This is a genomic window from Paenibacillus mellifer, assembly GCF_023195895.1.
In the GTDB taxonomy this organism is placed as follows: Bacteria; Bacillota; Bacilli; order Paenibacillales; family Paenibacillaceae; genus Fontibacillus; species Fontibacillus mellifer.
On the sequence record NZ_JALPRK010000013.1, the window covers coordinates 98,827 to 121,181 of the forward strand.

Here is a 22,355-nt window from a genome sequence, read left to right on the forward strand (position 1 = left end):
TAACGAAACGGCTCAGACTTCTTTTTATGCATGATCGTGGAATTAGAACTTCGCTGCCAGCTCGGCCGCGCGTTTTACGCCGTCCTGAATGATTTCCTCGGCACGGTCGGGGAATTGGTTGTGTCCCTCAACAACAACGGCTTCCGGATGGTTAATACCCCAAAAGGCCAGCGTGTTCTTCACATAGTTCAAGGACATTTCCAGCGCGGTCATCGGACCTTCGGAATAAACGCCGCCACGTGCTTGCAACAAAGCGACCTTCTTATCGCCAACCAGGCCAACCGGTCCTTGTTCGGTGTATTTGAACGTTTTGCCAGCTTGGTTCAGGTAGAACAGGTACGTCAACAGCTGCGCCGGAATCGTGAAGTTCCACAGCGGGAACGCAAACACGACTTTATCGGCTTGCAAGAACTGCTCCAAGTAAGCATTGGCCACTTCGGCGGCTTGTTGCTCCTCTGGCGTAGTTGGCATTCCTTTGCCGACTTTGAACAGCCCGTTCAACATATCCAGGTCATAATACGGCAGGTTAACCTCAAACAGGTTCAACTCCGTGACGACATCCGCGGGATGCGTTTCTTTGTAGGTTTGCAGGAAGCTTTCGTACAACTTCACAGTGGCGGATTGATCCGCCGGGCGATTATTGGCTTTCACGAATAAAACTTGAGACATATTCTGTTTCCCTCCATTATTGATTATCTCTATTGTTATCTTCTTTCTTTTTATTAGTTACTTTAAAATAAACCGTAACTAATCGAACAATAGTTATAATAATGGGTAACTAATCATTTGTCAATTACAGTTCCTCGTAATTTTTGCGAACCTGCTCGGCAGCCGCTGTCATTTGCCGCAGCGAGGCGACGGTCTCCTTTTGCCCCCTGGTTTTTAATCCGCAATCTGGGTTGATCCAAAACAGTCCCGGGTCCAGCACTTGAAGCGCGCGCTCGATCATGGAGACCATCTCTGCTTTGGTTGGTACGCGTGGGCTATGAATGTCGTAAACGCCAAGTCCGATCCCGAGCGGGTACGTCTGTTTCTCAAAGCTGTGAATCAACTCGCCATGGCTGCGTGAGGTTTCGATCGAAATGACGTCGGCGTCCAACGCTCGGATCTCCTCCAGGATATCTTCAAATTCGCAGTAGCACATATGCGTATGAATTTGCGTTGTATCCAAGACCGAGGAGGTAGTCACCCGGAACGCTTTTACCGCCCAGTCCAAGTAATTCGACCAATCCTTCCGCTTGAGTGGAAGACCTTCGCGCAATGCGGGCTCGTCCACCTGGATCATCCCGATACCGGCCTGTTCTAACGCTTCGACCTCCTTACGCAAAGCCAAGGCGATTTGATAGGCTACCTGCTCCCGGGATAAATCGCTGCGAACGAACGACCAGTTCAAGATCGTAATCGGTCCTGTCAGCATCCCTTTCACCGGCTTGGCCGTCAGGCTTTGGGCATAGGCAGTTTCATTGACAGTCATCGGCTCTGCGAACTCGACATCCCCGTAAATCACAGGCGGCTTAACGCAGCGCGTACCGTAAGACTGTACCCAGCCTCCCAGCGTAAACGCAAAGCCCGGCAGCTTCTCACCGAAAAATTCCACCATATCGGTGCGCTCAAATTCGCCGTGTACCAACACATCAAGCCCGAGTTTCTCCTGGATCTCGACCCATTTGCGGATCTCCTCCCGGATGAATTCCTCATATTTCTCCGGGCTCCACTCGCCTTTACGCCATTTCTGCCGCGCGGCCCGAACCTCGGCGGTCTGCGGGAAACTGCCGATCGTCGTTGTTGGCAGGAACGGAAGTAGCCACTTTGCCTGCTGCTTCAGCCGCCGCTGTGCAAACTCGCTGGCGCGCTCCGCCGGTGCCACAGCAGCCTGCGCCGCGGCCTCCCTCACCGCAACACGACTCCGGGCAGGGTCTGCGGCGAGCGCGGCCAGCGCACGGCGGTTCTCCGTGAACCGGGCCGGTTCCAGCCCTTCTCCGCTTGCTGCCTCGCACAAGCTCGTCAGCTCCTCCAGCTTCTGCTCGGCAAACGCCAGTGCCTCGCGTAACACCAGGGATAAGCGCTCTTCGCCCGCCACGGATACCGGGACATGCAGCAAGCTGCAGGAAGGCTGCACGATCAGCTCCGTTTCTCCGGCTAAGACCGAAATCTCCTTCAACAGGCTTAGCGTCTCGTCCAAATCTGCACGCCAAATATTCCGTCCATCGATGAGTCCTGCGCCTAGTGTCTTGCCCGCAGGAAATCCATTGCGACGCAACGCCTCCAGATTCCCGTCCCGGCCATGAACGAAATCCAGGCCCAAGCCCTGCACCGGTAGTTCTACGAGCGTATCGTACCGTTCGACAGCATCGAAATACGTTTGCAGCATGATTCGCAGCCCCGGAACTTCCCGGGCAATCGTCCAGTATATCAAGCCAAGCCGGCGGACGTCCTCTTCCGTTAACGAGACGACCAACGCCGGTTCGTCCATTTGCACCCAAACGACGCCAGCCGCTTCCAGCTCCCGTAATACCTGTACATATAAAGGCAGCAGTTTTTCGATCCAGTCATCGACTTGGCCCGCGGTCTCCCCTTTAGACAATTTCAACAAGGTGAATAACCCCAGCATCACGGGTCTACCTTCGACGCCGAGTTCTTGTTGGGCTTCCAAATAAGCCATAAGCGGGCGGTTGACGACTACCCTCGGATCCCGACGCCCCAGCTCAGGCACGATATAATGGTAGTTGGTATTAAACCACTTCGTCATTTCGCTAGCCGTCGCCAGGTCATTCCCCCGGGCTATTGCGAAATACAGATCCAACGGCAATTTATCGCTGTTCCAATGAAACCGCTCCGGTACCAAACCGAACATCGTCGCAGTGTCTAATACGTGGTCGTAATAGGTAAAATCACCGACAGGGATCACGTCGATCCCCCGATCCCGCTGCAAACGAAGATGACCCAGCCGGATTTCCGTCAAGCGATCATGCAGCTCTAGCTCTGTAATTTTTCCTGCCCAATACGCTTCGATGTGCTTCTTCCATTCCCGTTGTCCACCAATTCTGGGATATCCCAGATTTCCGCTAACTATGTTTCCCATGTTGATTTCCTCCCCATCGTCGTTTGGCTTGATGACAGCAATTGTCTGCAACACAAAAAAGGTCCCCGATAGCAGCATAGCTAAAGAGGACCTTCGATCATTTGTTCGATGGCTTGCATCTTTAACACCTCCCTATCTCCCGTAGGTACAGCAGTGCCGTTGAAATAGGCAGGTCTCCTGGCTTCGGCATCATTGCCGGATGCGGCCTTCCCGGTGACTTGATCACCAGTGGCATATCTGCATCTGACTCCTCCGTTACAGTGGCGGGACCGCGCCGGCATCGCACCGGACTTCCCTTTTAAGCTCCGGCAAACTTGGCCGGAACACCTATTTCCGCGATATTCAATTGGAATATACCTCCCATCTTACTTCATGTCCCAAGGGAATACAACACCAAACATATCGGAATTCAATTATTTATGACAACATTTTCGACAACTTTCAAGTGATTAATATCACAATCCGACCTTCAAACCCATCGTACGATAAAACTAATCCAACAAGAATGCCAAGGGTTTACACATCAACGATAGAAAGAGGAAAAACTCATGAAATCGGGGAACATTCTGAAGTGGTTATTGCTAGGTTTATCCGGTCTGGTCATGATCGCAGCCGCCTGGTTTGCCTTTCCGTCAGAGGAGCCTACAGTCCGTGAAGCCGCCCCTCATGTGGAAGCGCCGCATATCAATCATCCGCCAGTCGAGCCGGTCGTCCATCGCGAGGGGAATACCGTACACATCGAGATGACCGCTCAACGAACCGACATTGAGATCTCGGAAGGCGTCACCTATAATGCCTGGACGTTTAACGGCACGGCACCTGGCCCGGTATTGCGCGTAAAGCAAGGCGATCAACTGGAATTTACGCTCAACAATTTAGACCCTGATATGCCGCATTCGATGGATTTCCACGCCGTCCATGCCGCTCCCAGCCAGAAGTTCGTCGAGGTGATGCCCGACGAGCAAGGAACATTTACCTATCCTGCGGATACACCCGGCGTGTTCATGTACCATTGCGGAGCAAGTCCGGTGCTGCTTCACGTAGCCAACGGAATGTATGGGATGATCATCGTCGAACCGAAGGACGGTTACCCTACGGATGCGGAAATTGATCAGGAATATACCATCGTCCAAAGCGAATGGTACGCGGAGAACGATATGGATGCTTTTCAACAAGGCGATCCGGAACATGTCGTATTTAACGGCGATGACCACACGCTAAAAGAACATCCCATCCTCGCCAAAGTTGGCGATAAGGTTCGGCTTTATGTTGTGAATGCGGGCCCCAACCATGTTTCTTCCTTCCATGTGGTCGGCACCACCTTTGATCACGTCTACCTGGATGGCAACCCAAAGAACGAGCTGTACGGCATGCAAACCGTGTTGCTTCCGGCCGGCGGAGGTGCAGTTGTCGAGTTTACCGTCACGGAAGAAGGTGATTATCCGATTTTAACCCATCAACTGAACGATGCTTATTTGGGAGCAACCGCTATCCTGCGGGTGACTCGGGATGGATTGGATAACGGAGCACCGGCGATGAACCATTAAGAAACGATGACCCGATTGCAATCTTATGAAAGAGGTGAAGCTCGATGGAACGACAAGATGCCAAAATCGTTGAATTGGACGTCCGGGAGCAGCTCAAGAGTAAATTGGAGCCGTTCCAGCTGATCATGGACACAGTAAAAACGCTGGGAAAAGACGATATCTTCGTATTGCATGCCACCTTCAAACCCACGCCATTGCTCGGTTTTCTGAAGATGAAGGGGCTCGTCGGCCAATCGGTCATGTACGACAAAGAACATTGGATAACAACGTTTGTCCATAAGAAAAATAAAACGTGGTTGGAAACCACCGATGAGTCTAAGGTTGCCCCAAAGGCGCAGAGCGCATCTGCCCTATCCTCCCCCAGTCTCATTGAGCTCGATAACCGCGGACTCGAACCGCCGCAGCCGATGGTGCGGACCCTTGCCGCTCTGGAGCGTTGTAAACCAGGTGACGAGGTGCATATTCACAATGACCGGGTTCCGGTATTTTTAATCGAAGAATTAAACAGCTTAGGCTGTACCTATACAATAGAAGAACAACCAGACGGTACCGCGAAAGTCCAAATCCGCAAACCATAAGGAGGTGTACCTAATGCCGGCCATGTCCCGCTTGCCCTTTCTATTTATCGTCACGGGGATCTTCGGATTCGTCCTGTTTCACGCCACCTCTTTGATGTCTCTCACGGGTTGGATCGGGGATGACATTCGAGGCCCGGCCGGCTGGTTCCAGGTCCATCTGTTTGTACTGGGTTGGGCGACCATGCTAGCCATGGGGGCCGTCTACCAGTTAATAAATGTGATCCTGCAGTCCAACTTATACAGCGAACGTCTTGGATACATTCATTACGCACTGTTTACCGTAGGCCTGTTCGGACTGCTGTTTGGCTTTATCCAAGGCGACACCTATTGGATCGGCGGTTTTGCGACTATTGCGTTCTCGGGCATCGTCTTGTTCGTCTGGAACATGGCCGCTACACTGCTACGGGCCGGAACGTGGAACGCGATCACGATCGGTACAGCTTGCGCGGTCCTGTATCTCCTGCTCACTGGTTTATCCGGGATGGCAATGGGGATTAACTTCGCTACCGGACTTTATAACGACTTGCACGAAAATCTGTTTGGCACTCACATCTGGCTGGGCACATTAGGCTGGTTCGGACTATTGATTACCGGATTCAGCTATAAGTTATTGCCGATGTTTTATTTGTCCCATGATTATCCAACCCGTCTGGAGTACGTCGTCTTAGGTCTATGGAATGCGGGCGTCTTACTGGGCGCGACCTCTTTCCTGTTCGGCTTATCAGCGGGCTACAAAGTCGCGGCATTGCTGTTGATCGTCTTGGCCGTATTATGCTATAACGTCCACCTATTGCAAATTCGCAGCAAGCGGCATAAGCGCAGCCCCGGGGCTGGCATTGAGTGGACCGTGACCGGGAGCCAAATCTTTGCGATATTTTCTGTTGTGTTTGCAATACGGGCGCTAGTATCCCCTGAACACTTGCTGGACACCCATACCGTGCTCATGGTTGGCTGGGTTTATCTAAGCTGCTGGGTTTCGTTCACCGTATTAGGATACATGTCCAAGATCGTGCCATTTCTATGGTGGACCCACAAATACGGCAAACAAGCCGGCCGTCCGGGGACGCCGCTGCTAGCCGATCTGCTTGATGAACGGAAAGCGAATTTCGGATTAATCTTGATCCTATGCGCCAATTTAACTGTCCTCGTCGGCCTGATCCTCGGGTCACAGGTTGTCATCGCCACCGGTGGTGCCTTGCTGTCGATAGTATCCGTGGCGTATATCACATTGATTGCATTGGTTTTTGCTCATTAACTTCAATATAAACGGAGGGAATATCCATGAATAAAATTGATCAGATCCGCGAAAGTCTACGTGAAGTTTATGATCCCGAGCTGGGAGTCAATATTGTTGATCTCGGGCTGGTTTACGATATCCGGGAAGAGGAAGATCAAGTACACATCCAAATGACCTTAACAACGCCAGGTTGCCCGATGCATGATACGATCGTCGGCGGCGTTCGCTGGGTGCTCAACGATCAGCTCGGAATCCAGAATCCGGAAATCGACATCGTATGGGAACCGCGTTGGTCACCGGAACACATGTCGGAGGCGGCGAAGGAGCAGTTGGGGTATTTATAAGGACACCTAATATCTTAATCCTATGTAAAAAAGCTGGCGCCTCATCGATCGATGAGCCGTCAGCTTATTATTTTACAACCAAATTGCCTTTCATTTCCTTATGATTCTTACCGCAGGAGATGTTGCAGGAATATTCGAAGGTCCCGGCTCGATCTGCTGTGAAGGTGATCGTCTTGCCACCCCGAACTTCCTTGTTATATCCTTTGATTTTCAGCGAATGCATGCCCTGCGTATTTTTCAGCGTAATCCGCACGGTGTCGCCCTGTTTGACCTTGATTTCCGTAGTGTCATATCCCGATGGGCTGGCATGAACGGTAAAAGACTTCACCGGTCCTTTCGCTTCCGCCGCCGGTTCCGAACCGCCGATATAGCGCCCCGGGGCGTCGGCGCACGCCGATAACAGAAGCATTCCGCCAAGTAAGCAAACCGCAGCCGTCAGACGGTAGTTCATCCACTTCTCCCCCTTCTTTAACTAGGAACTAATCCTAGTTTAGAACGGTCAGCACTTATGCCTTGTGACTTCCATCACAATAAGCTCTTCTAGCCTATCAGTACGGAATATCAGCTTCGGCGATCGATCCATCCCTGTTCCAGAGCATAACGCGTCAATTGAACCCGATTCTCCAAATGCAGCTTCTGCAGGATGTTTTTCAGATGGTTTTTGACCGTCTGATCCGATATGTGCAGTACGCCAGCGATCTCCCGATTGGTCATGCCTTGAGCAACCCAACTGAGAATCTCCCGTTCGCGTGCGGTTAGAGGAGGTTGTTCGCCACTCTCCTTCTTGTTCACCGGAAATTCTTGCAAAATACGCAACGCCAGCTCGCTAGACAAAGGAGCTTCATCGCTGGCGATCGCTCGCAAATATTCCAGCCACGTCCCGGGCTCCAGGTTTTTGAGCAAGTATCCCTGAGCCCCCTGCTTCAGCGCTTCAAACAGATGCGCAGCGTCATCCGACACGGTGATCAGGACGATCTTCACGTAAGGGTAGCGCAGCTTAATATCACGGGTTGTCTCCAAACCGTCTTTTCCAGGCATACGGATATCCATTAAGATCAAATCGGGCATCCACCGTTCCGTTTGGGCGATGGCTTCGTCACCATTTTCCGCGTAAGCCACGATTTCGAACATTTCGTCCTCGGACAAAATCTCTCCAATCGCCTCCCGAGCATGAGGGTGATCGTCAACGACCAGTACCCGAACCTTCATCACAACCGCCTCCTCTCCGAATTTCAATGGTTGTTCCGCCCGACTGGGAAGCGACAAGCAGTCCCCAGCCCATCTCGTTCGCCCGCTCCCGCATAATTCGCAGACCATAACGCCCTTGATTCACGGCGTCTTCCGGTGCAAAACCACATCCATGATCGATGATTTTCAGAACGAAGTCGCGGTGATCTCCCCCTGACGTGATCTCAATGTCCTGCACACCCGCATGTTTCGCTGCATTGACAACTGCTTCACGCACACAGGATAACAACTCCATCTTCGCCTTAGGCAGCCAATGGGTTTCCTCTAGTTGCCAATCCAAACGCAAGGTGAGCTGCTGTTCGGCAGCGATCCGGCGGACCAGAGCCGACATCGAGGTTTCATCCGTCTCGCCTTCCTTCACATTGGACGGAATCCGCAGGTCGGAAATCGCTTCGCGCACATAACGATTCACTTCATGAATGGTTTTGCGTAGTTCGTTCCAGTCGTAAGCTCCGTTTGACGCCGGTTGTTGCCGTTCGGCCCGGTCCACTTTTACAGATAACAAGAACAACGATTGCGCAATACCGTCATGAAGTTCCCGAGCCAGCTGCTCCCGCTGTTCCAGTCGAACCTTCAGCGCCCTTTCCCGTTGCAGCTCCTCCTGCATGCGTTCCAGGTAAGCAAACCAACGGTACAGCAAGGTGATGCTCACCGCGAATAAGAGGATTGGCGTTAACACGTTGCCCAGCTCCATGGACACATAAGGCATGAGAAACTGGTGCCGTACCACCTCCCATACCCCGACAACCAGCGTCGGAACGATCAAAATCAGCCATTTTGTAAATTTATAAGACATGTTTTATTTCCCCTTCAGTCCGTCTCCCATCGACTTCACTTTACATAAGTCGAGGTCTGGCTGGCAAGGTTTAGACAGAATTTTGAATCCTTTCTCTGATTTGAGCCGTAAAATAAAAAAGCAAGGCGGAAGTGCGATTCCGCCCTGCTTTGCATAACGTGCGTTGCCTTACAGCAATTTTTTGATGTCATCCTTGATCGCTTCGGATTGTGGTCCGAACACGACTTGGACAGCGCCTTTGCCGAGTCTCATGACGCCCGATGCGCCCAGCTGTTTCAAAGCGGCATCGTTGACCTGTTTATCGTCCTTGACGACGAGGCGAAGGCGGGTAATGCACGCATCCACGGACTCGATATTGTCCGGTCCGCCGATGTTGGCCAGGATTTTGGCCGAACGGTTGTCGCTGCTTGCCTTACCTGTTCCGGCAGGGGCTTCCTCGACCACTTCGGCAATGTCTTCCGCATCTTCACGACCTGGCGTTTTCAAATTCAGCTTGACGATCATAAAGCGGAAGATCACGTAGTAAACGACCGCCGTAACAAGACCAATCGGAATAAGCAACAGCGGTTTGGTTGAGATTTGATAGTTGATCGCATAATCGATGAAACCGGCGGAGAAACCGAAGCCCAGTTTCATGCCAACCGCGTAAGTAACATAAGCCGCGATCCCCGACAGGACAGCGTGAACAGCATAAAGCAGTGGCGCAACGAACATAAAGGCAAATTCCAACGGCTCTGTAATCCCTGTCAGGAACGAAGCCAAGGCAGCACCCAGGAAGATGGAGCTCACCATTTTACGTCTTTCCGGTCTCGCCGTATGGATAATCGCAAAGGCAGCGGCCGGAAGACCAAACATCATGATCGGGAAGAAGCCGGTCATGAACATGCCTGCTGTTTTGTCGCCTGCGAAGAAACGGTACAAGTCGCCATGAATGACGTCTCCTGCCGCATTCGTAAAGTCACCGATTTGGAACCATACGATCGAGTTGATGATATGGTGCAGACCAAACGGAATCAACAAGCGGTTAGCGATGATATGGATAGCCGAACCGATACCACCCAAGCTGGTAACCCAATCGCCAAAGATATCCAAAGCGTTTTGAACAGGTCCCCAAATCAAGCCAAAAATCAATCCGACAATAACCATGGTCACTGCGGTAACCATTGGAACAAATCGTTTGCCGCCGAAGAAACCTAACCAATCCGGCAGCTTGATATTATGGTACCGTTTGTAGAGGTAAGCTGAAATACAACCTACGATAATCCCGCCAAGAACGCCCATGTTTAGTTTCGTATCGGCGGATTGCATGAGTCCTGGGAAAATTCCGGGTACTCTTCCGAGCACGTTGAGCAAGATCAGATGACCAATCACAGCGGATAAAGCGGCAACCGCATCTCCGGCCAAACCAATCGCAACACCTACCGCAAAGATCAGCGGAAGATTGTCGAAGATCGTCCCCCCGCCAGCCGCCAGGAACGGAGCAATATACGTGTTGAGGAATCCCCCTACCCCATCTCCCAGGTGAAAATCCTTGATGTAGTCAATGCTGCCGAACCTGAGCAGAATCGCTGCTGCAGGCAGAGTTGCTACCGGCAGCATCAATGACTTACCGATTTTCTGGAGAAAAGCTAGCATGCACAAACCATCCTTTCCTTACTACCTAAATTTTTTATTGTAAAACCGCCTTCAAAATGACGTTTCCGCCTGCCGTCACAGGACCGGTGAGGGTTTCCACGCTGTTCGTCACTTCTCCGGCGTTTGTTACTATAACTGGGGAAATCACAGGATAGCCCGCCTCGCGAATACTCGCAAGATCGAATTCGATCAGCAACTGACCCGTTTTCACTTTATCTCCTACGGCGACATGGGCGATAAAGCCCTCGCCTTTGAGCGACACTGTATTGATGCCGAGATGAAACAGAAACTGCAAACCAGACGGATGCTCCATCATCACGGCATGGTTGCTCTTGATCACATGAACGATTTGGCCGTCAAACGGCGCTACCAATCGCCCTTCGCTCGGTTCAACCGCTAATCCCGGCCCCATATGGCCTCCGGCGAACGCCTCGTCCGGCACTTGAGTCAGCGCCACGGCCTCCCCTGTTAGCGGCGATAGGATCTCCAAAACCTTACTCTCGGTGTTTTTCTTTCTCCATTTTGAAAACAAATGGCTCTCCTCCTAACTTACTACCTATATTCTGGCAACTTTGCGAGAACTATACGCCAGTTCCCGAAGTGCCAGGGGAAACGGGCGCAAAAAAATAAGAGCCAAGAAAAGAAGCCTATATAAAGTAGGACTGCTTTCCTTGGCTCATGCCCATTCTAGATCAACGGTAACACGCCAAAAGTCATTTGGTTTTCGGTTATGTGACTATAATAATTCAAGCTCTCCCTAGCGTCAATAGAAAAATTGAAAGCGTTCACGCAGTGTCAGATATTCAAAATTTTAACGATCTATCCTCTCCCCTTCTCTTCCTGTTCAAGGGTTCATTGGGCCTGGAACAAAGCCGGCACCTTATCGGGCTCCCAGCCCGGCAGCGAAGTGTGAGCTTGAATCACTTTATAGGTTACACCGTTATACGTCACAAGTTGATTGACGGTGTACGCGGTATAAGGCGCCCATGACGCTGGCCCCGTACCCGTCGGATCCGTCGTTGCGGTCACTGGGCTGCCCGCTGCGGAGCTATTGCCCGCCGCGTCTTTCGCCTTCACGGTAAACGTATAGGAAGTTGAAGGCGAAAGGCCGGTGAGGGTAGCCGACGTCCCAGTCACTGTCGTGGCCAGTTGATTGCCGTTATACACCTCATATCCGATCACACCAACGTTATCGGACGAAGCGCTCCAGCTCAGACTCACGCTGGACGAAGTTTTGGCCGTTACCGTAACATTGCCCGGTGCAGTTGGTGCCGTCGTATCGCCCGGGTTCGTTCCTGGATCCGTTGTTACCGAGAGCGGAGCGCTGGCCGGTGAGACATTACCTGCCGCATCCCGTGCAACAACCGTAAAGCTATACGCCGTAGCAGGCGCTAGGCCGCTGATCGTTGCCGTCGTCCCCGATACGCTGGCAGCTTGTGCTCCGTTTCGGTAGACATTGTATCCAACAACGCCCACGTTATCCGAAGACGGCTGCCAGGTTAACGTCACAGCGCTGGAGGTTTTGGAGGTTGCCGTAACAGAAGTCGGCACAGACGGTGCTATCGTATCCACCGGCGGTGTCACACCTCCGCCCAAGTCGTTTCTCAGCTTGGTTTGCAGCGTTTTGTTACGGTCTCCGCTCAGCTCCCAGAACATCGCGCCGGCGAGACCTCGATTCTTGATGTAGTCGGTTTTGAAGCCGATTGACTGCGAATCGTCGTAGGTGATGAAACGCCGGTTGGACGGATTATACAGATAAGGCACCTTGGCCGTGTCGTTCCAATACCGGGTATACCCGTTTTTGTTGATATAATTGGCTTCCAAATCGTAGAAATCAAACGAGCCCGCTTCCCAGGTTCCAACGGATGAAACCCCACTGGCGCTTTGGTATTGTCCGTTGCCCGCGTTATTCACCCCGTCCCAACCACGACCGTAGAACGGAATGCCCAGTACCAATTTATTCGCAGGCACGCCTGCGTTCAAGTGGCCTTGTACCGCGGTATCGGCATTAAATACCGAAGCGCTTGGCACGCCTGCGTTGCCAGCCGCCGGATCGTAGTACAACGGGGCGTTGTGGGCTGTAATCTGCTGCCAGCCGCCGTTGAAATCATAAGTCATGATATTGATCCAATCGACAATGGAGGCGATATTGCCCAGCTCCGTATTGCTGGCGAAGGAAGGGGAAGCCCCAGAGGCAATGGTCAGCAAATACCTCTTGCCATCCGCTGCCCCGGCCGCATCCAGCTTGTTCCGGATCTCCCGCAGCAGCTTCGTATAGTTCTGCTTATCCTCCGGGCGATAACTATTGCCGGGCAGTCCGCCGGTTACCGGGTACTCCCAATCCAAGTCGATGCCGTCAAAATTGAACTTGCGCAGGAAGTCAACGGCGGAATTAGCGAATGTCTCGCGCGTCACTTGGCTGGCGGCTACATCGCTGAACCGGTTGGACCAGGTCCACCCACCCACGGAGATGATCGTCTTCAAATGTGGATTCGCCTGCTTCAGCTTGTTCAGCTGATGGATATTCCCAGCGATGGGCTGATCCCAAGTGTCGCCGGGAAATTGCTTGCCGGCATCGATCCAGGGGTCACCGAGGACAATCGTGCCGTTGGGCACGTTGATCGTTTGCCCCTTCTCGTCTTGTGTCGGCCAGGTTACCGGATTCGGTCCGGCGGGATCTGGATTGCCGTGGCGGCCGTCCCAAGCGATGTCAGCGAATGCGTAATTGATATGAGTGATCTTGGAAGCGTCGATATCAAAGACATTAAAATTGCGGGTATATGCGCCCCAAGATGGATAATAAGCGACGATTTTGTAGGGATCGGCCGCCTGAACAGCCTTAGGTTGGAGCAGGCCGCCCGGGAGCAGCAGGGATAAGGCGAGACAGGTCATGGTAAACAACTTCCACTTCTTGGCGAAACTTCGGGTTCTCATTAAATGCATCACTAAAATCCCTCTCTTTCAATCGAAGTTGGAATGGAATAATGCTAGCAACACCCTTCCTCTTGATTCACCCATTAAATTACGCCTGCCGCTGCCGATCACCTCCTACCAATTAAGAACACATTTCCTACCCGTAAGCCTCCAAAGCTTGTCCCGGCGCCAATAGGAAATATCTTTGAATCGCTTACAAATCTATTAAATCATAATAGAATTGGTGCATAAAGGATAAATTTCTATTATTTGATTACATTCGCGCATCACAAAAAAACGCAGCGATCCGGGAAGATCGCTGCGTTTACGGCATGTAATGACACACGGTTAGGTTCATGTATTCGCTTTTTCATATCTATTTTGTCGCGAGACGTGGAAGTTGCGGATTCTATTTGATATTTCATATAGAAATCTAGCTTCCCTCTGCTTCCCCCACGTATTTGTATGATAACTCATATATAGTTCGCAGAATCGGCTAATTTGAGGAAAATGTACTCGGTTTTTCGCATACAAATCCTATTTCTTAACCAATGGTTCACATTCACTCTAGCTTAACGTTGTCCGTCTGGACGAACCCTTCGGGTCGCGGTCGCCTGGAGCGGGTCATCCGGCCAGTAATGCTTAGGGTAACGGCCCTTCAGATCCTTTTTTACTTCGAAGTACGTGGTTTGCCAAAAACTTCGCAGATCCGAGGTCACCTGAACGGGTCGGCTAGCCGGTGATAACAAGTGCAGTGTGATGGGAATTCGCCCGAACCCGATCCGCGGAGTTTCCATCATGCCGAATACTTCCTGTAGACGTACTGCGGCATAAGGGGCTTGCGGCCCATCGTAATGGACCTGGATTTTCGAGCCGCTGGGGACATGTAGATGTGTCGGCGCTTCCGCGTTCAGCTCTTGTTGCTGAGACCAAGTTAACAGGTTCTCCAGAATGTTATAGAGAGACAACGCCTGCAGATCCGCCCGCTTGCGGACCCCGGACAAATATGGAGCCAACCAGACCTCGGCGGTCGCAGCCAGCGTCTCATCGGAGACGTCCGGCCAATCGTTGTTGCTAAGGCGATGCAAGAACATAAGCCGCTCCTGCAGCTTCCGAGCCTTCTCCGTCCACGGCAGAATGGCGACGCCTTTGGCGGCGACCGCGCCGAGCAATGCCAACGTGATCTGCTCGGGACTGGGCGCTGGGTCTGGTTGCTCCCTTAGCACGATCGCACCGAACGTCCGGCGGATTCGAGCTCGTACCGTACCGGAGACGACATCCCATTCTGCGCTTCGTTCTTCGGTGATATCCGCCGCATGATGGCGGTACAGCTCCTCTTCTTCCAGAGAGGCTGCGAGCAAAATCCGGCCTTCCGTCCCCTCGTCATCGACCTCGGCGATCGCTAAGAACGCTTCCGAGCCCAGCGAATCCTTGATGAGCAGTTGAGCGCCTCGGCCGTTTCGTAGCAAATACCGCCCATCGGGACGACGCATGGCGATCCGATCCGGATAAGCGAAGGAAACAAGCAAGCCGCAGCAGCGGTCAAGGTCCGCTTGAGCGGACGATCCGGCCGTGTGAATGGCCGGAGTTATGGCCGGGGCGGCGAGGCCGGTGCCAGGAGCGCTGGCCACTTCTTCGCCGTCCGGCGGCTCAAAGTCGGGGTCGTCCGCGGCCTCCGGGACGACCGCTCCGCCGAGCTCCTCGAACGCGAGCCGCTGCTCCCACTGGCGGGCGAGCGCGGCGACGCGCCGCAGCTCGTCCGGCACGGCCGCGCGCCCGGACGCGGCCAGCACCAGCGCCAGCCGGCCGCGCAGATCCGCATCGCGGCCGGCCGGCCAGCGCAGCAGGTCGCGCTCTTCGAGCAGCGCGGCCAGCGCGCAAGCCGGCGCGCCAAGCCCGAGCTCGCGCGCCCGCAGGAGCATATGCGCCAGGCGCGGGTGCAGCCCGAGCGCGGCCATATGGCGGCCGTGGGCGGTGATGCGCCTGGCCGCATCCAGCGCTTCCAGCTGGCGCAGCAGCTGGACGGCGCGCGCGTACGGCGCCGGCGGTGGCGCGTCGAGCCACGCCAGCTCGTCCGGCGCGGCGGCGCCCCACGCCGCCAGCTCCAGCGCGAGCGGCGCGAGGTCCGCCTCGAGCATCTCCGGCGGCGTCCGCGCCGCCAGCAGGCGGTCCTCCGCCTCGCTCCAGAGGCGGTAGCACACGCCGGGCGCCGTCCGCCCGGCACGCCCCCGCCTCTGGTCGGCGGAGTCGCGGGCCGCGCGCGCCGTCACGAGCCGGCTCATGCCGGTGCGCGGCGAGAACAACGACGTGCGGCGGAGGCCGCTGTCGATCACCACCGTCACGCCGTCCACCGTCAGGCTCGACTCGGCGATCGACGTCGCCAGCACGACCTTGCGCCGCCCCGCCGGCGCGGGCTCGATCGCCCGACGCTGCTCTGCTTGCGGCAGTGCGCCGTACAACGGCGCCAGCATGACGCCGGCGGGCAAGCCGCCGCTCGCCAGCAGCATCTCGACGCGGCGGATCTCCCGCGCGCCGGGCAGAAACACGAGCACGCTGCCGTCGTGCGTTGCTAATGCTCGGCGAACCGCCCGGTCCACTGTGCGCTCCAGCGGCTCCTTCGGCGTTCCCGGCGTATACACCGTCTCCACCGGGAACATCCGTCCCCGGCTTTGCACAATCGGAGCCCCGTCCAGCAGGCCAGCGATCGGTGCGGGGTCTAGCGTCGCCGACATCACCAGCAGCCGCAAGTCGTCACGAAGCAGCTGGCGGCTTTGCCAAGCTAACGCCAGCCCGAGATCGGCATGCAAGCTGCGCTCATGAAATTCATCAAAAATAACCAAACCAGTTCCGATCAACGCCGGATCCTGCTGCAGCATCCGTGTTAAAACTCCTTCGGTCACGACCGTAATTCGTGTCTTCCCCGACACTCGGCTATCGCCTCGCATCCGGTACCCGACCGTCTCCCCAACACCTTCACCCAGCTGGGAAGCCATATAAACAGCAGCTGATCGAGCTGCTAAACGGCGTGGTTCCAGCAGCAGGATCCGCTGTCCCTCCATCCAGGGTTCGCCGAGCAGCGACAACGGAACCCGCGTCGTCTTGCCTGCACCGGGCTCCGCTAACAGCACCGCAGTTCCCGTACGATCAAGCGACGATTTTAGTTCAGGTATAACTTCATCAATAGGCAAAGGAAGCTTTGTCATGATTCTCTCCTTACGGGTTACACTATGAAAACATTTTACCATACGGAGCAAGGACTTAAAGGATTGGAGGGCAAAAGCCATGTTCAAGCTGCTCGTCATTTTACTGCTGATTGCCATGACCGCATTGTTCGTCATCATTGAGGTTTCCCTGCGAACCCTGCACCCGCGAACAATTGAGGTTTGGGAACGGGAAGGCCGACGTGGCGCAGCCGCGCTTCGTACCTTATCGGAACGATTGGACCAGGCCTTACCAACATGCCAGCTGGCGATTACGGCCAACTCACTGACACTGGGGTGGCTGGGTCAACCGGCCGTACGCAGCCTGCTTGCGCCCCTGTTTGTCCGTCTCCCCTTCTCCGCAACAGTGGAAACTTTCTTCTCTTTTCTGATCGCCTTCGTGTCGATTACCTATCTGCATGTCGTGCTTGGCGGATTGGTCCCACAGGTGCTGGCTGCCCAGCGCGGCGGTGCTGTCGTCTTGGCTGTTGCAAAGCCGTTGTTAGCGCTAAGCTTCTTGCTGTCCCCTGTCCTCTGGTTGCTCAACCGTTCCTCCCGCCGTATCGTCTCGATTCTTGGCCTAAAACCCGCAGCGAACTGGAGCGATGCGCATAGTGAAGAGGAGCTGCGGATTCTGCTGAGCGAAAGCCTGAAGAGCGGTCAAATCAACAAAAGCGAATACCGCTTCGTGAATCGGATCTTCGCTTTCGACGAGCTGCTTGCCAAAGACATCATGGTCCCGAGAACCGATATGGTTTGTTTGGATGCGACCAAATCGCGCGAAGAAAATTTACGGATCATTCGCCAGGAGCAATATACGAGATTCCCGGTCATCCGTCAAAATAAAGACAATATTATCGGCGTCATCAATACGAAAGCGTTATTTCTCGCTCCTGACAATCAGGCGGAGGCTCCTTTGGCTTCGCTGGTCCGGCCGGTGATGACCGTCACGGAGAACATTCCTCTCCCCGCCTTGCTGACCAAGATGCAGAAGGAACGTTCGCATATCGCCGTACTGATCGACGAATACGGCGGAACAAGCGGAATGGTTACGATTGAGGACATTCTAGAGGAAATCGTCGGCGACATTCGGGACGAATTCGATGCAGAGGAAGAGCAGGAAATTACAGAGGTCGCGGCGAATCACCTCATTGTTGACGGTAAAGTTTCGGTCTCGTTAATCAACGATTTGCTGGACGCCGAGTTGGAAGAAGAGGACGCGGATACGATTGGCGGCTGGGTTTATGGACAGAACCTTGATTTTGAAGCGGGAACCCAGCTGGTCTATGGGGATTTACAGTTTACCGTATTGGAACGCGAAGACAGCCGAATCCGTAAAATCGAAATCGAAAAGCGGGATCCCTCCTCCCTCGGCAACGCCTTTGAGCCGGAGTCGAATTCAATCTAGGATAAATCAAGGAAGTGAACAACATGAAACGCGGTCGTTTTGCACCTACGCCTTCCGGCGACATGCATTTGGGCAACGCCAAAATTGCGCTGCTATCCTGGCTGCAAATGCGTGCGGTCGGTGGGATCTTCGTGCTGCGCATCGAAGATATTGACATCCAGCGCTCCAAGCCGGAGATTACGGAGCGGATCCTCACTGATCTTCGCTGGCTGGGCCTGGACTGGGATGAAGGTCCGGGGGCTTCTGAAGTCTCCGGGCCGTATTATCAAAGCCAGCGAACCGAGCTCTATGAGGAAGCGCTGGCGAAGCTTGCCGCAGAGGGGCGGTTGTACCCGTGCTTTTGCAGCCGGGCCGAGCTGCTGGCCGTGGCCGGTGCGCCGCACGGCTTGTCCTCGGAGGGCGCGCCTTATCCCGGCACCTGCCGCGGCTTGAGCCCGGAAGAACGGGAACGCCGGGCGCAGCACAAAGAGCCGTCGCTTCGATTCGCCATCGGCCCTGCGGCCGTCAGCTTCATCGACGGTATCGCCGGGCCGCAAGTCTTCCCGCCGGGAAGCGGCGGCGATTTTGTCGTACGCCGCGCCGACCGCATGTATTCCTACCAGCTGGCGGTAACCGTGGACGATGCTCGGATGGGCATCACTGACGTACTGCGCGGTGACGATCTGCTGGACTCGACTCCGCGCCAGCTCCACCTCTATACTGCGTTAGGGCTGACGCCGCCGGATTTCGCCCATGCCCCGCTCATCCTCGGTGAAGACGGCCGGCGGCTGGCCAAACGCCACGGCGATCTCGGTATCTCCGCGCTGCGCGCCGCCGGCACGAAGCCGGAAACGGTGATCGGCTGGCTCGCCTATATCAGCGGCTTGCTAGACCAACCGGAAGACGTATCCGCCAAGGACCTGATTAACGGCTTCCATTTGGACCGGATTTCGCGGGAACCGTTTGTGTTGACCGAAACGATGGTCCGACAACTGCTTCCCAATACCTCCCAGTCGTAAGCTGTCTGCCCCAGACCGCAGCACCATGTACCTCCTACTCCAGCTTCCGGCGGATCGCCTCTTCATACTGCCGGAACGCCGGATTCGTCAGCAAGCCGCGCTCGTCAGCCAGCAAATTCAATCGGAGCTGATGCTCCGACAAACGCTTCTTCAAAGCCTGCTTCTCCGGCTCTTCCTCGCAAGCGGCCAGCAAATCGGCGAGCCGGACCATCTCCTGTTGCAGCTGAATTTCTTCCGGGACATAACCAGCATTCTTCATCAATTTATAAGCCATCCTGAGGTCCTCTGGTACCCCGGACAAATCCTCAACGATCAGCGGCTTCCCCTTCCCGGGTAAATCGTTGAACTCCCCGCGCGCCATCGACTCCGCAATTTTTTGTTCCGCCAGCCAGGACAACATTGCGATCCCTCCTCAAGCGTTTATTTCTTCCCTTATCATACCACAGCGGTCCTGAGTTCCATCTACGCTGATGCTCATCCTGATCCTTAAGAAAATAGGAAAACGCCTCCGCGATCGCGAAAGCGTTCATGTTCATATTTATAACAACGACTCCGCCCCATCGATCACGATTCGAGCGCCGGTGATGTGGATCGCCTCATCGGAACCCAGAAAAGCGACGAGATCCGCGACATTTTCCGGCTGGCCCGGTCCGTCCGAGAGGGGTTGCGAGCCCTCCGGATACTTCACCGGGATAACGATTTCCTGCAGTTCCTTACTCTTCTCCGTCGAAGCGTCGATGTTGGTAGAGATCGCGCCTGGGCTGATGGCATTCACACGAATTTTGAACTGGGCCAGCTCCAGGGCCAGCATTTTAGCAAAAGCCACCTGCCCTGCCTTGGTCGTGCTGTATGCCGACATTCCAAAGCCGGAGAACGTATCGTTCCCGTTGATGGAGCTAGTAATGATGATGCTTCCGCCGCCCCTTTGCTTTAAATAGGGGACCGTATATTTAACAGTTAAGAACGTGCCCGTCAGATTGATGCTAAGCGTCTTCTCCCAGTCCTCGAAGCTCAAATCTTCGACCGGCGCCAGCTTGCCGTTGATGCCCGCATTGGCGAACACGACGTCGACGCCGCCGAAGTGCTCGACCGCTTCACGAACCGCCTGCTCAACTCGCTTCGGGTCCGCCACATCGACGTCATATGCGCGGGCTGCGCCTTCGCGAATAGCGTTGATTTCCCGTGCCGCCTGCTCCGTACGCTCATCCAGCAGATCGAACAGCGCGACCTGCGCCCCTTCGTTGGCCAACTTTACCGCCGCCGCTTTACCGATGCCGGAACCGGCCCCGGTGATGATCGCCGTCTTTCCCCGGAACCGTTCGCGGTTCGTCGTCTGATTGCTTGTCATGGTTTCACACTCCTAAGATGAAAATGGGTTCTTGGGCGAATAATCTTCCTGCCTTTATCCAGATTACCCAATTCCGAGTGTTTTTAAGTCCATCCAACGCAATTACAAATCCCGCCGGGCAAAAATCATCCGGGAGACAAGATAAGAAACGACGAGGGCTAAGATCCCCGTGCTGGCCCCCAGAATACCCGCCGCTACGGGATGGTTCGTAATGGACGACGACAGCGGTACGGCATCTGCATCGCTCAGCAGGCTTGATGAGAGTTGACTTCCGATCATGACCACTATAATCATCGCTACATTCAGATACTGCGCGCCTTTTAACCCGAGCCAATAGTAGATCGGGATATAAATTGCCATAAACACTAGTTGAGCCAGGAAGATCCCAAGCATTTGACCGAGGTTTACCGCTGTCGACTGGCCATGTACCGCATTCGCCCCGGTATTCAGCAGCATACAGAGGGCAAAGGCGAGTAACATTAATATAAACGCGGAAACGTATTTGGACAGAACCAGATAACTCCGGCGAATGGGTAAATTGACTAGAAATTGCTGATTGGGAAGCCGCATATCGGCATTCAGCGCCAGAATTAGCACCATCCCCGGCAGCATGCCGTATAAAGGCGAGCCATCCGACTGCACGAACCCGGAGAACACCACCATATAAATGAACAGCAACCAGAGATACCGCTGCAGCAGCAGGAAGTCTTTACGAACCAAATGGATGAGATGAGGCATTCACGTTTCCCCCTTTTGCCGTATAATACATAATCTCTTCCAACGTGGGACGCTCGAACAACGCGTTAGCCCCAAACAGGGCTTGAGCCCGCTCCTGGTCCTTCGCCAGCGCTTCGAATCCAACCGCGGTTTCCCGTACGCCAACTAGTTCCCTGCGCACATCGGGATCCAGGAGTTCGCGGCTCCCTTTAACGATCACGTAACGTTCCAGCACTTCGTCTTTACTGTCCGAGAAAACCAATTCACCGCGATTCAGAAACGTCACGTAATCGGCTACACGATCCAAATCCGTCGTGAGATGAGTCGAGAACAGAATCGTATTGTTTTCATCCAAAATGTATTCCGCTAACAAATCGAGAAGCTCCCGGCGAAACACGGGGTCTAGACCAGCGGTTGGCTCGTCCATAATCAGCAGCTTAGGATGATGCGCCAGCGCCATAGCGATGGCAAACTTCATCTTCATCCCTTTGGAACAATCCTTGATCTTCTTCCGTTTCGGAAGCTCAAACAGCTCCATATACTTCGTGAATAATGCTTCATCCCAGCGGTCGTAAAAGGGGGCGACAATCCGCTTCATCTGCTCCATCGACAAATACTCGTAATAAATGCTCTCATCGGAAATGTATCCGATCTGTTGCTTGTAACTGCCTTCCTTCCCCGTAACCGCGTTCCCCAGAACGGTGATCCGCCCTTCTTCCGGCAACACCATACCCATGATCGCCTTAATCACCGTGCTTTTCCCCGCTCCGTTGGGCCCGATCAGCCCGGTAATGTACCCCTTCGGTACGGTAAAACTTAATCCAGACAACGCAAAGCTCCCATAATGCTTGACGAGTTCTTCCACCTCAACTGCATTCATGCTCATGCGCTTCCTCCTTCTTGATCCAAAAGTTGGATCCACTCGATCAGTTCATCCATGGACATCGGGAGGCTTTTGGACTCTTCCAGAACTTCCCGAAGTTTGCTCTCCAGCGCTTTGAGTCGTTGCTCACGAATAAATTCCTGATTTCCGCCGGAGACAAACGATCCTTTCCCGACGACGGAATCGATCAAGCCTTCCTGCTCCAATTCGTTGTAAGCTCGCTTTGTTGTAATCACGCTGATCTGCAAATCCTTAGCCAGCTGCCGAATGGATGGCAACGCCGTCCCCGGCGTCAGCTTCCCTTGCAGGATCGAGTCGCGAATTTGCATGACGATCTGCAGATAGATCGGTTCACCCGAGGAATGGGAAAGCAAAATATCCATGCTCCACCTTCTTGACTGATTATTTTGTTAATAGTGTA

At 54.1% G+C, this 22,355-nt stretch carries 20 protein-coding genes and 1 riboswitch; of the genes, 6 read left to right on the forward strand and 14 right to left on the reverse strand.

Features of this window, described 5'->3' with window-relative positions; translation table 11 throughout:
- Positions 1 to 42 precede the first annotated feature (42 nt).
- Together M0651_RS14875 and metE are read right to left on the reverse strand one after the other, a co-directional pair.
- A complete protein-coding gene (locus M0651_RS14875) occupies positions 43 to 669 on the reverse strand; it encodes an FMN-dependent NADH-azoreductase (protein WP_248552526.1) in 627 nt (208 codons plus the stop codon).
- A gap of 124 nt (positions 670 to 793) precedes the next feature.
- The gene (gene metE / locus M0651_RS14880) at positions 794 to 3,082 is read right to left on the reverse strand and encodes a 5-methyltetrahydropteroyltriglutamate--homocysteine S-methyltransferase (protein ID WP_248552527.1); all 2,289 of its coding nucleotides are present in this window, start codon (positions 3,080 to 3,082) and stop codon (positions 794 to 796) included.
- Positions 3,083 to 3,232: 150 nt separating this feature from the next.
- A riboswitch (cobalamin riboswitch) is annotated at positions 3,233 to 3,428 on the reverse strand.
- 202 nt (positions 3,429 to 3,630) lie between these two features.
- Between metE and M0651_RS14885 the strand changes: the two genes are divergently transcribed.
- Genes M0651_RS14885 through M0651_RS14900 form a run of 4 tightly spaced genes read left to right on the forward strand, consistent with a single transcriptional unit; the run spans position 3,631 to position 6,788 of the window.
- Positions 3,631 to 4,629, forward strand: coding sequence for a multicopper oxidase domain-containing protein (locus tag M0651_RS14885; RefSeq protein WP_248552528.1), 999 nt, complete (start codon positions 3,631 to 3,633; stop codon positions 4,627 to 4,629).
- Positions 4,630 to 4,673: 44 nt separating this feature from the next.
- Complete coding sequence (locus M0651_RS14890; protein WP_248552529.1) at positions 4,674 to 5,207, forward strand: DUF2249 domain-containing protein; 534 nt, start codon at positions 4,674 to 4,676, stop codon at positions 5,205 to 5,207.
- 13 nt (positions 5,208 to 5,220) lie between these two features.
- Positions 5,221 to 6,462: a heme-copper oxidase family protein gene (locus M0651_RS14895; protein ID WP_248552530.1), complete on the forward strand. Its 1,242-nt coding sequence runs from the start codon at positions 5,221 to 5,223 to the stop codon at positions 6,460 to 6,462.
- 26 nt (positions 6,463 to 6,488) lie between these two features.
- Positions 6,489 to 6,788 carry a metal-sulfur cluster assembly factor gene (locus tag M0651_RS14900; RefSeq protein ID WP_248552531.1) on the forward strand — a complete coding sequence of 100 codons (300 nt, stop codon included), beginning with the start codon at positions 6,489 to 6,491 and terminating at the stop codon, positions 6,786 to 6,788.
- Positions 6,789 to 6,855: 67 nt separating this feature from the next.
- Here the strand turns inward: M0651_RS14900 and M0651_RS14905 are convergent, their stop codons facing one another.
- The 7 genes from M0651_RS14905 to hrpB all read right to left on the reverse strand — a co-directional run bounded on the left by M0651_RS14905 (position 6,856) and on the right by hrpB (position 16,583).
- Positions 6,856 to 7,239 carry a cupredoxin domain-containing protein gene (locus M0651_RS14905; protein ID WP_248552532.1) on the reverse strand — a complete coding sequence of 128 codons (384 nt, stop codon included), beginning with the start codon at positions 7,237 to 7,239 and terminating at the stop codon, positions 6,856 to 6,858.
- Positions 7,240 to 7,349: 110 nt separating this feature from the next.
- Entirely contained in the window at positions 7,350 to 7,997 is a 648-nt protein-coding gene (locus tag M0651_RS14910; protein ID WP_248552533.1) for a response regulator, read from the reverse strand.
- Positions 7,972 to 8,832 (reverse strand): sensor histidine kinase, encoded by an 861-nt coding sequence (locus tag M0651_RS14915; RefSeq protein ID WP_248552534.1) that lies wholly within the window; start codon positions 8,830 to 8,832, stop codon positions 7,972 to 7,974. The genes M0651_RS14910 and M0651_RS14915 overlap by 26 nt, the downstream gene beginning before the upstream one ends.
- Before the next feature lie 168 nt (positions 8,833 to 9,000).
- Positions 9,001 to 10,467 carry an N-acetylglucosamine-specific PTS transporter subunit IIBC gene (gene nagE, locus M0651_RS14920; protein ID WP_248552535.1) on the reverse strand — a complete coding sequence of 489 codons (1,467 nt, stop codon included), beginning with the start codon at positions 10,465 to 10,467 and terminating at the stop codon, positions 9,001 to 9,003.
- A gap of 34 nt (positions 10,468 to 10,501) precedes the next feature.
- A complete protein-coding gene (locus M0651_RS14925) occupies positions 10,502 to 10,999 on the reverse strand; it encodes a PTS sugar transporter subunit IIA (protein WP_248552536.1) in 498 nt (165 codons plus the stop codon).
- Positions 11,000 to 11,319: 320 nt separating this feature from the next.
- The gene (locus tag M0651_RS14930; protein WP_248552537.1) at positions 11,320 to 13,410 is read right to left on the reverse strand and encodes a glycosyl hydrolase family 18 protein; all 2,091 of its coding nucleotides are present in this window, start codon (positions 13,408 to 13,410) and stop codon (positions 11,320 to 11,322) included.
- 542 nt (positions 13,411 to 13,952) lie between these two features.
- The gene (gene hrpB / locus M0651_RS14935) at positions 13,953 to 16,583 is read right to left on the reverse strand and encodes an ATP-dependent helicase HrpB (RefSeq protein WP_248552538.1); all 2,631 of its coding nucleotides are present in this window, start codon (positions 16,581 to 16,583) and stop codon (positions 13,953 to 13,955) included.
- 79 nt (positions 16,584 to 16,662) lie between these two features.
- On the opposite strand from hrpB, the gene M0651_RS14940 reads away from it, so the two are divergent.
- Entirely contained in the window at positions 16,663 to 17,988 is a 1,326-nt protein-coding gene (locus M0651_RS14940) for a hemolysin family protein (RefSeq protein WP_248552539.1), read from the forward strand.
- A 23-nt stretch (positions 17,989 to 18,011) separates the two neighbouring features.
- Complete coding sequence (gluQRS, locus tag M0651_RS14945; protein WP_248552540.1) at positions 18,012 to 18,986, forward strand: tRNA glutamyl-Q(34) synthetase GluQRS; 975 nt, start codon at positions 18,012 to 18,014, stop codon at positions 18,984 to 18,986.
- A 34-nt stretch (positions 18,987 to 19,020) separates the two neighbouring features.
- On the opposite strand, the gene M0651_RS14950 is transcribed toward gluQRS, so the two are convergent.
- From M0651_RS14950 to M0651_RS14970, 5 genes are all read right to left on the reverse strand, one after another.
- A complete protein-coding gene (locus tag M0651_RS14950) occupies positions 19,021 to 19,386 on the reverse strand; it encodes a DnaJ family domain-containing protein (RefSeq protein WP_248552541.1) in 366 nt (121 codons plus the stop codon).
- A gap of 138 nt (positions 19,387 to 19,524) precedes the next feature.
- Positions 19,525 to 20,334, reverse strand: coding sequence for an SDR family oxidoreductase (locus tag M0651_RS14955; protein ID WP_248552542.1), 810 nt, complete (start codon positions 20,332 to 20,334; stop codon positions 19,525 to 19,527).
- 102 nt (positions 20,335 to 20,436) lie between these two features.
- Positions 20,437 to 21,072 (reverse strand): ABC-2 transporter permease, encoded by a 636-nt coding sequence (locus M0651_RS14960; RefSeq protein ID WP_248552543.1) that lies wholly within the window; start codon positions 21,070 to 21,072, stop codon positions 20,437 to 20,439.
- Complete coding sequence (locus M0651_RS14965) at positions 21,044 to 21,931, reverse strand: ABC transporter ATP-binding protein (RefSeq protein ID WP_248552567.1); 888 nt, start codon at positions 21,929 to 21,931, stop codon at positions 21,044 to 21,046. The genes M0651_RS14960 and M0651_RS14965 overlap by 29 nt, the downstream gene beginning before the upstream one ends.
- 2 nt (positions 21,932 to 21,933) lie before the next feature.
- Positions 21,934 to 22,317 (reverse strand): GntR family transcriptional regulator, encoded by a 384-nt coding sequence (locus M0651_RS14970; protein ID WP_248552544.1) that lies wholly within the window; start codon positions 22,315 to 22,317, stop codon positions 21,934 to 21,936.
- Positions 22,318 to 22,355: the final 38 nt, after the last annotated feature.

Coding starts and splice junctions, on each gene's coding strand:
- M0651_RS14890 (WP_248552529.1), top strand. CDS start 4,674: ATGGAACGACAAGATGCCAAAATCGTTGAATTGGACGTCCGGGAGCAG.
- M0651_RS14895 (WP_248552530.1), top strand. CDS start 5,221: ATGCCGGCCATGTCCCGCTTGCCCTTTCTATTTATCGTCACGGGGATC.
- M0651_RS14940 (WP_248552539.1), top strand. CDS start 16,663: ATGTTCAAGCTGCTCGTCATTTTACTGCTGATTGCCATGACCGCATTG.
- M0651_RS14900 (WP_248552531.1), top strand. CDS start 6,489: ATGAATAAAATTGATCAGATCCGCGAAAGTCTACGTGAAGTTTATGAT.
- M0651_RS14930 (WP_248552537.1), bottom strand. CDS start 13,410: ATGCATTTAATGAGAACCCGAAGTTTCGCCAAGAAGTGGAAGTTGTTT.
- M0651_RS14950 (WP_248552541.1), bottom strand. CDS start 19,386: ATGTTGTCCTGGCTGGCGGAACAAAAAATTGCGGAGTCGATGGCGCGC.
- M0651_RS14970 (WP_248552544.1), bottom strand. CDS start 22,317: ATGGATATTTTGCTTTCCCATTCCTCGGGTGAACCGATCTATCTGCAG.
- M0651_RS14915 (WP_248552534.1), bottom strand. CDS start 8,832: ATGTCTTATAAATTTACAAAATGGCTGATTTTGATCGTTCCGACGCTG.
- metE (WP_248552527.1), bottom strand. CDS start 3,082: ATGGGAAACATAGTTAGCGGAAATCTGGGATATCCCAGAATTGGTGGA.
- gluQRS (WP_248552540.1), top strand. CDS start 18,012: ATGAAACGCGGTCGTTTTGCACCTACGCCTTCCGGCGACATGCATTTG.
- nagE (WP_248552535.1), bottom strand. CDS start 10,467: ATGCTAGCTTTTCTCCAGAAAATCGGTAAGTCATTGATGCTGCCGGTA.
- M0651_RS14885 (WP_248552528.1), top strand. CDS start 3,631: ATGAAATCGGGGAACATTCTGAAGTGGTTATTGCTAGGTTTATCCGGT.
- M0651_RS14910 (WP_248552533.1), bottom strand. CDS start 7,997: ATGAAGGTTCGGGTACTGGTCGTTGACGATCACCCTCATGCTCGGGAG.
- hrpB (WP_248552538.1), bottom strand. CDS start 16,583: ATGACAAAGCTTCCTTTGCCTATTGATGAAGTTATACCTGAACTAAAA.
- M0651_RS14965 (WP_248552567.1), bottom strand. CDS start 21,931: ATGAATGCAGTTGAGGTGGAAGAACTCGTCAAGCATTATGGGAGCTTT.
- M0651_RS14905 (WP_248552532.1), bottom strand. CDS start 7,239: ATGAACTACCGTCTGACGGCTGCGGTTTGCTTACTTGGCGGAATGCTT.
- M0651_RS14875 (WP_248552526.1), bottom strand. CDS start 669: ATGTCTCAAGTTTTATTCGTGAAAGCCAATAATCGCCCGGCGGATCAA.
- M0651_RS14960 (WP_248552543.1), bottom strand. CDS start 21,072: ATGCCTCATCTCATCCATTTGGTTCGTAAAGACTTCCTGCTGCTGCAG.
- M0651_RS14955 (WP_248552542.1), bottom strand. CDS start 20,334: ATGACAAGCAATCAGACGACGAACCGCGAACGGTTCCGGGGAAAGACG.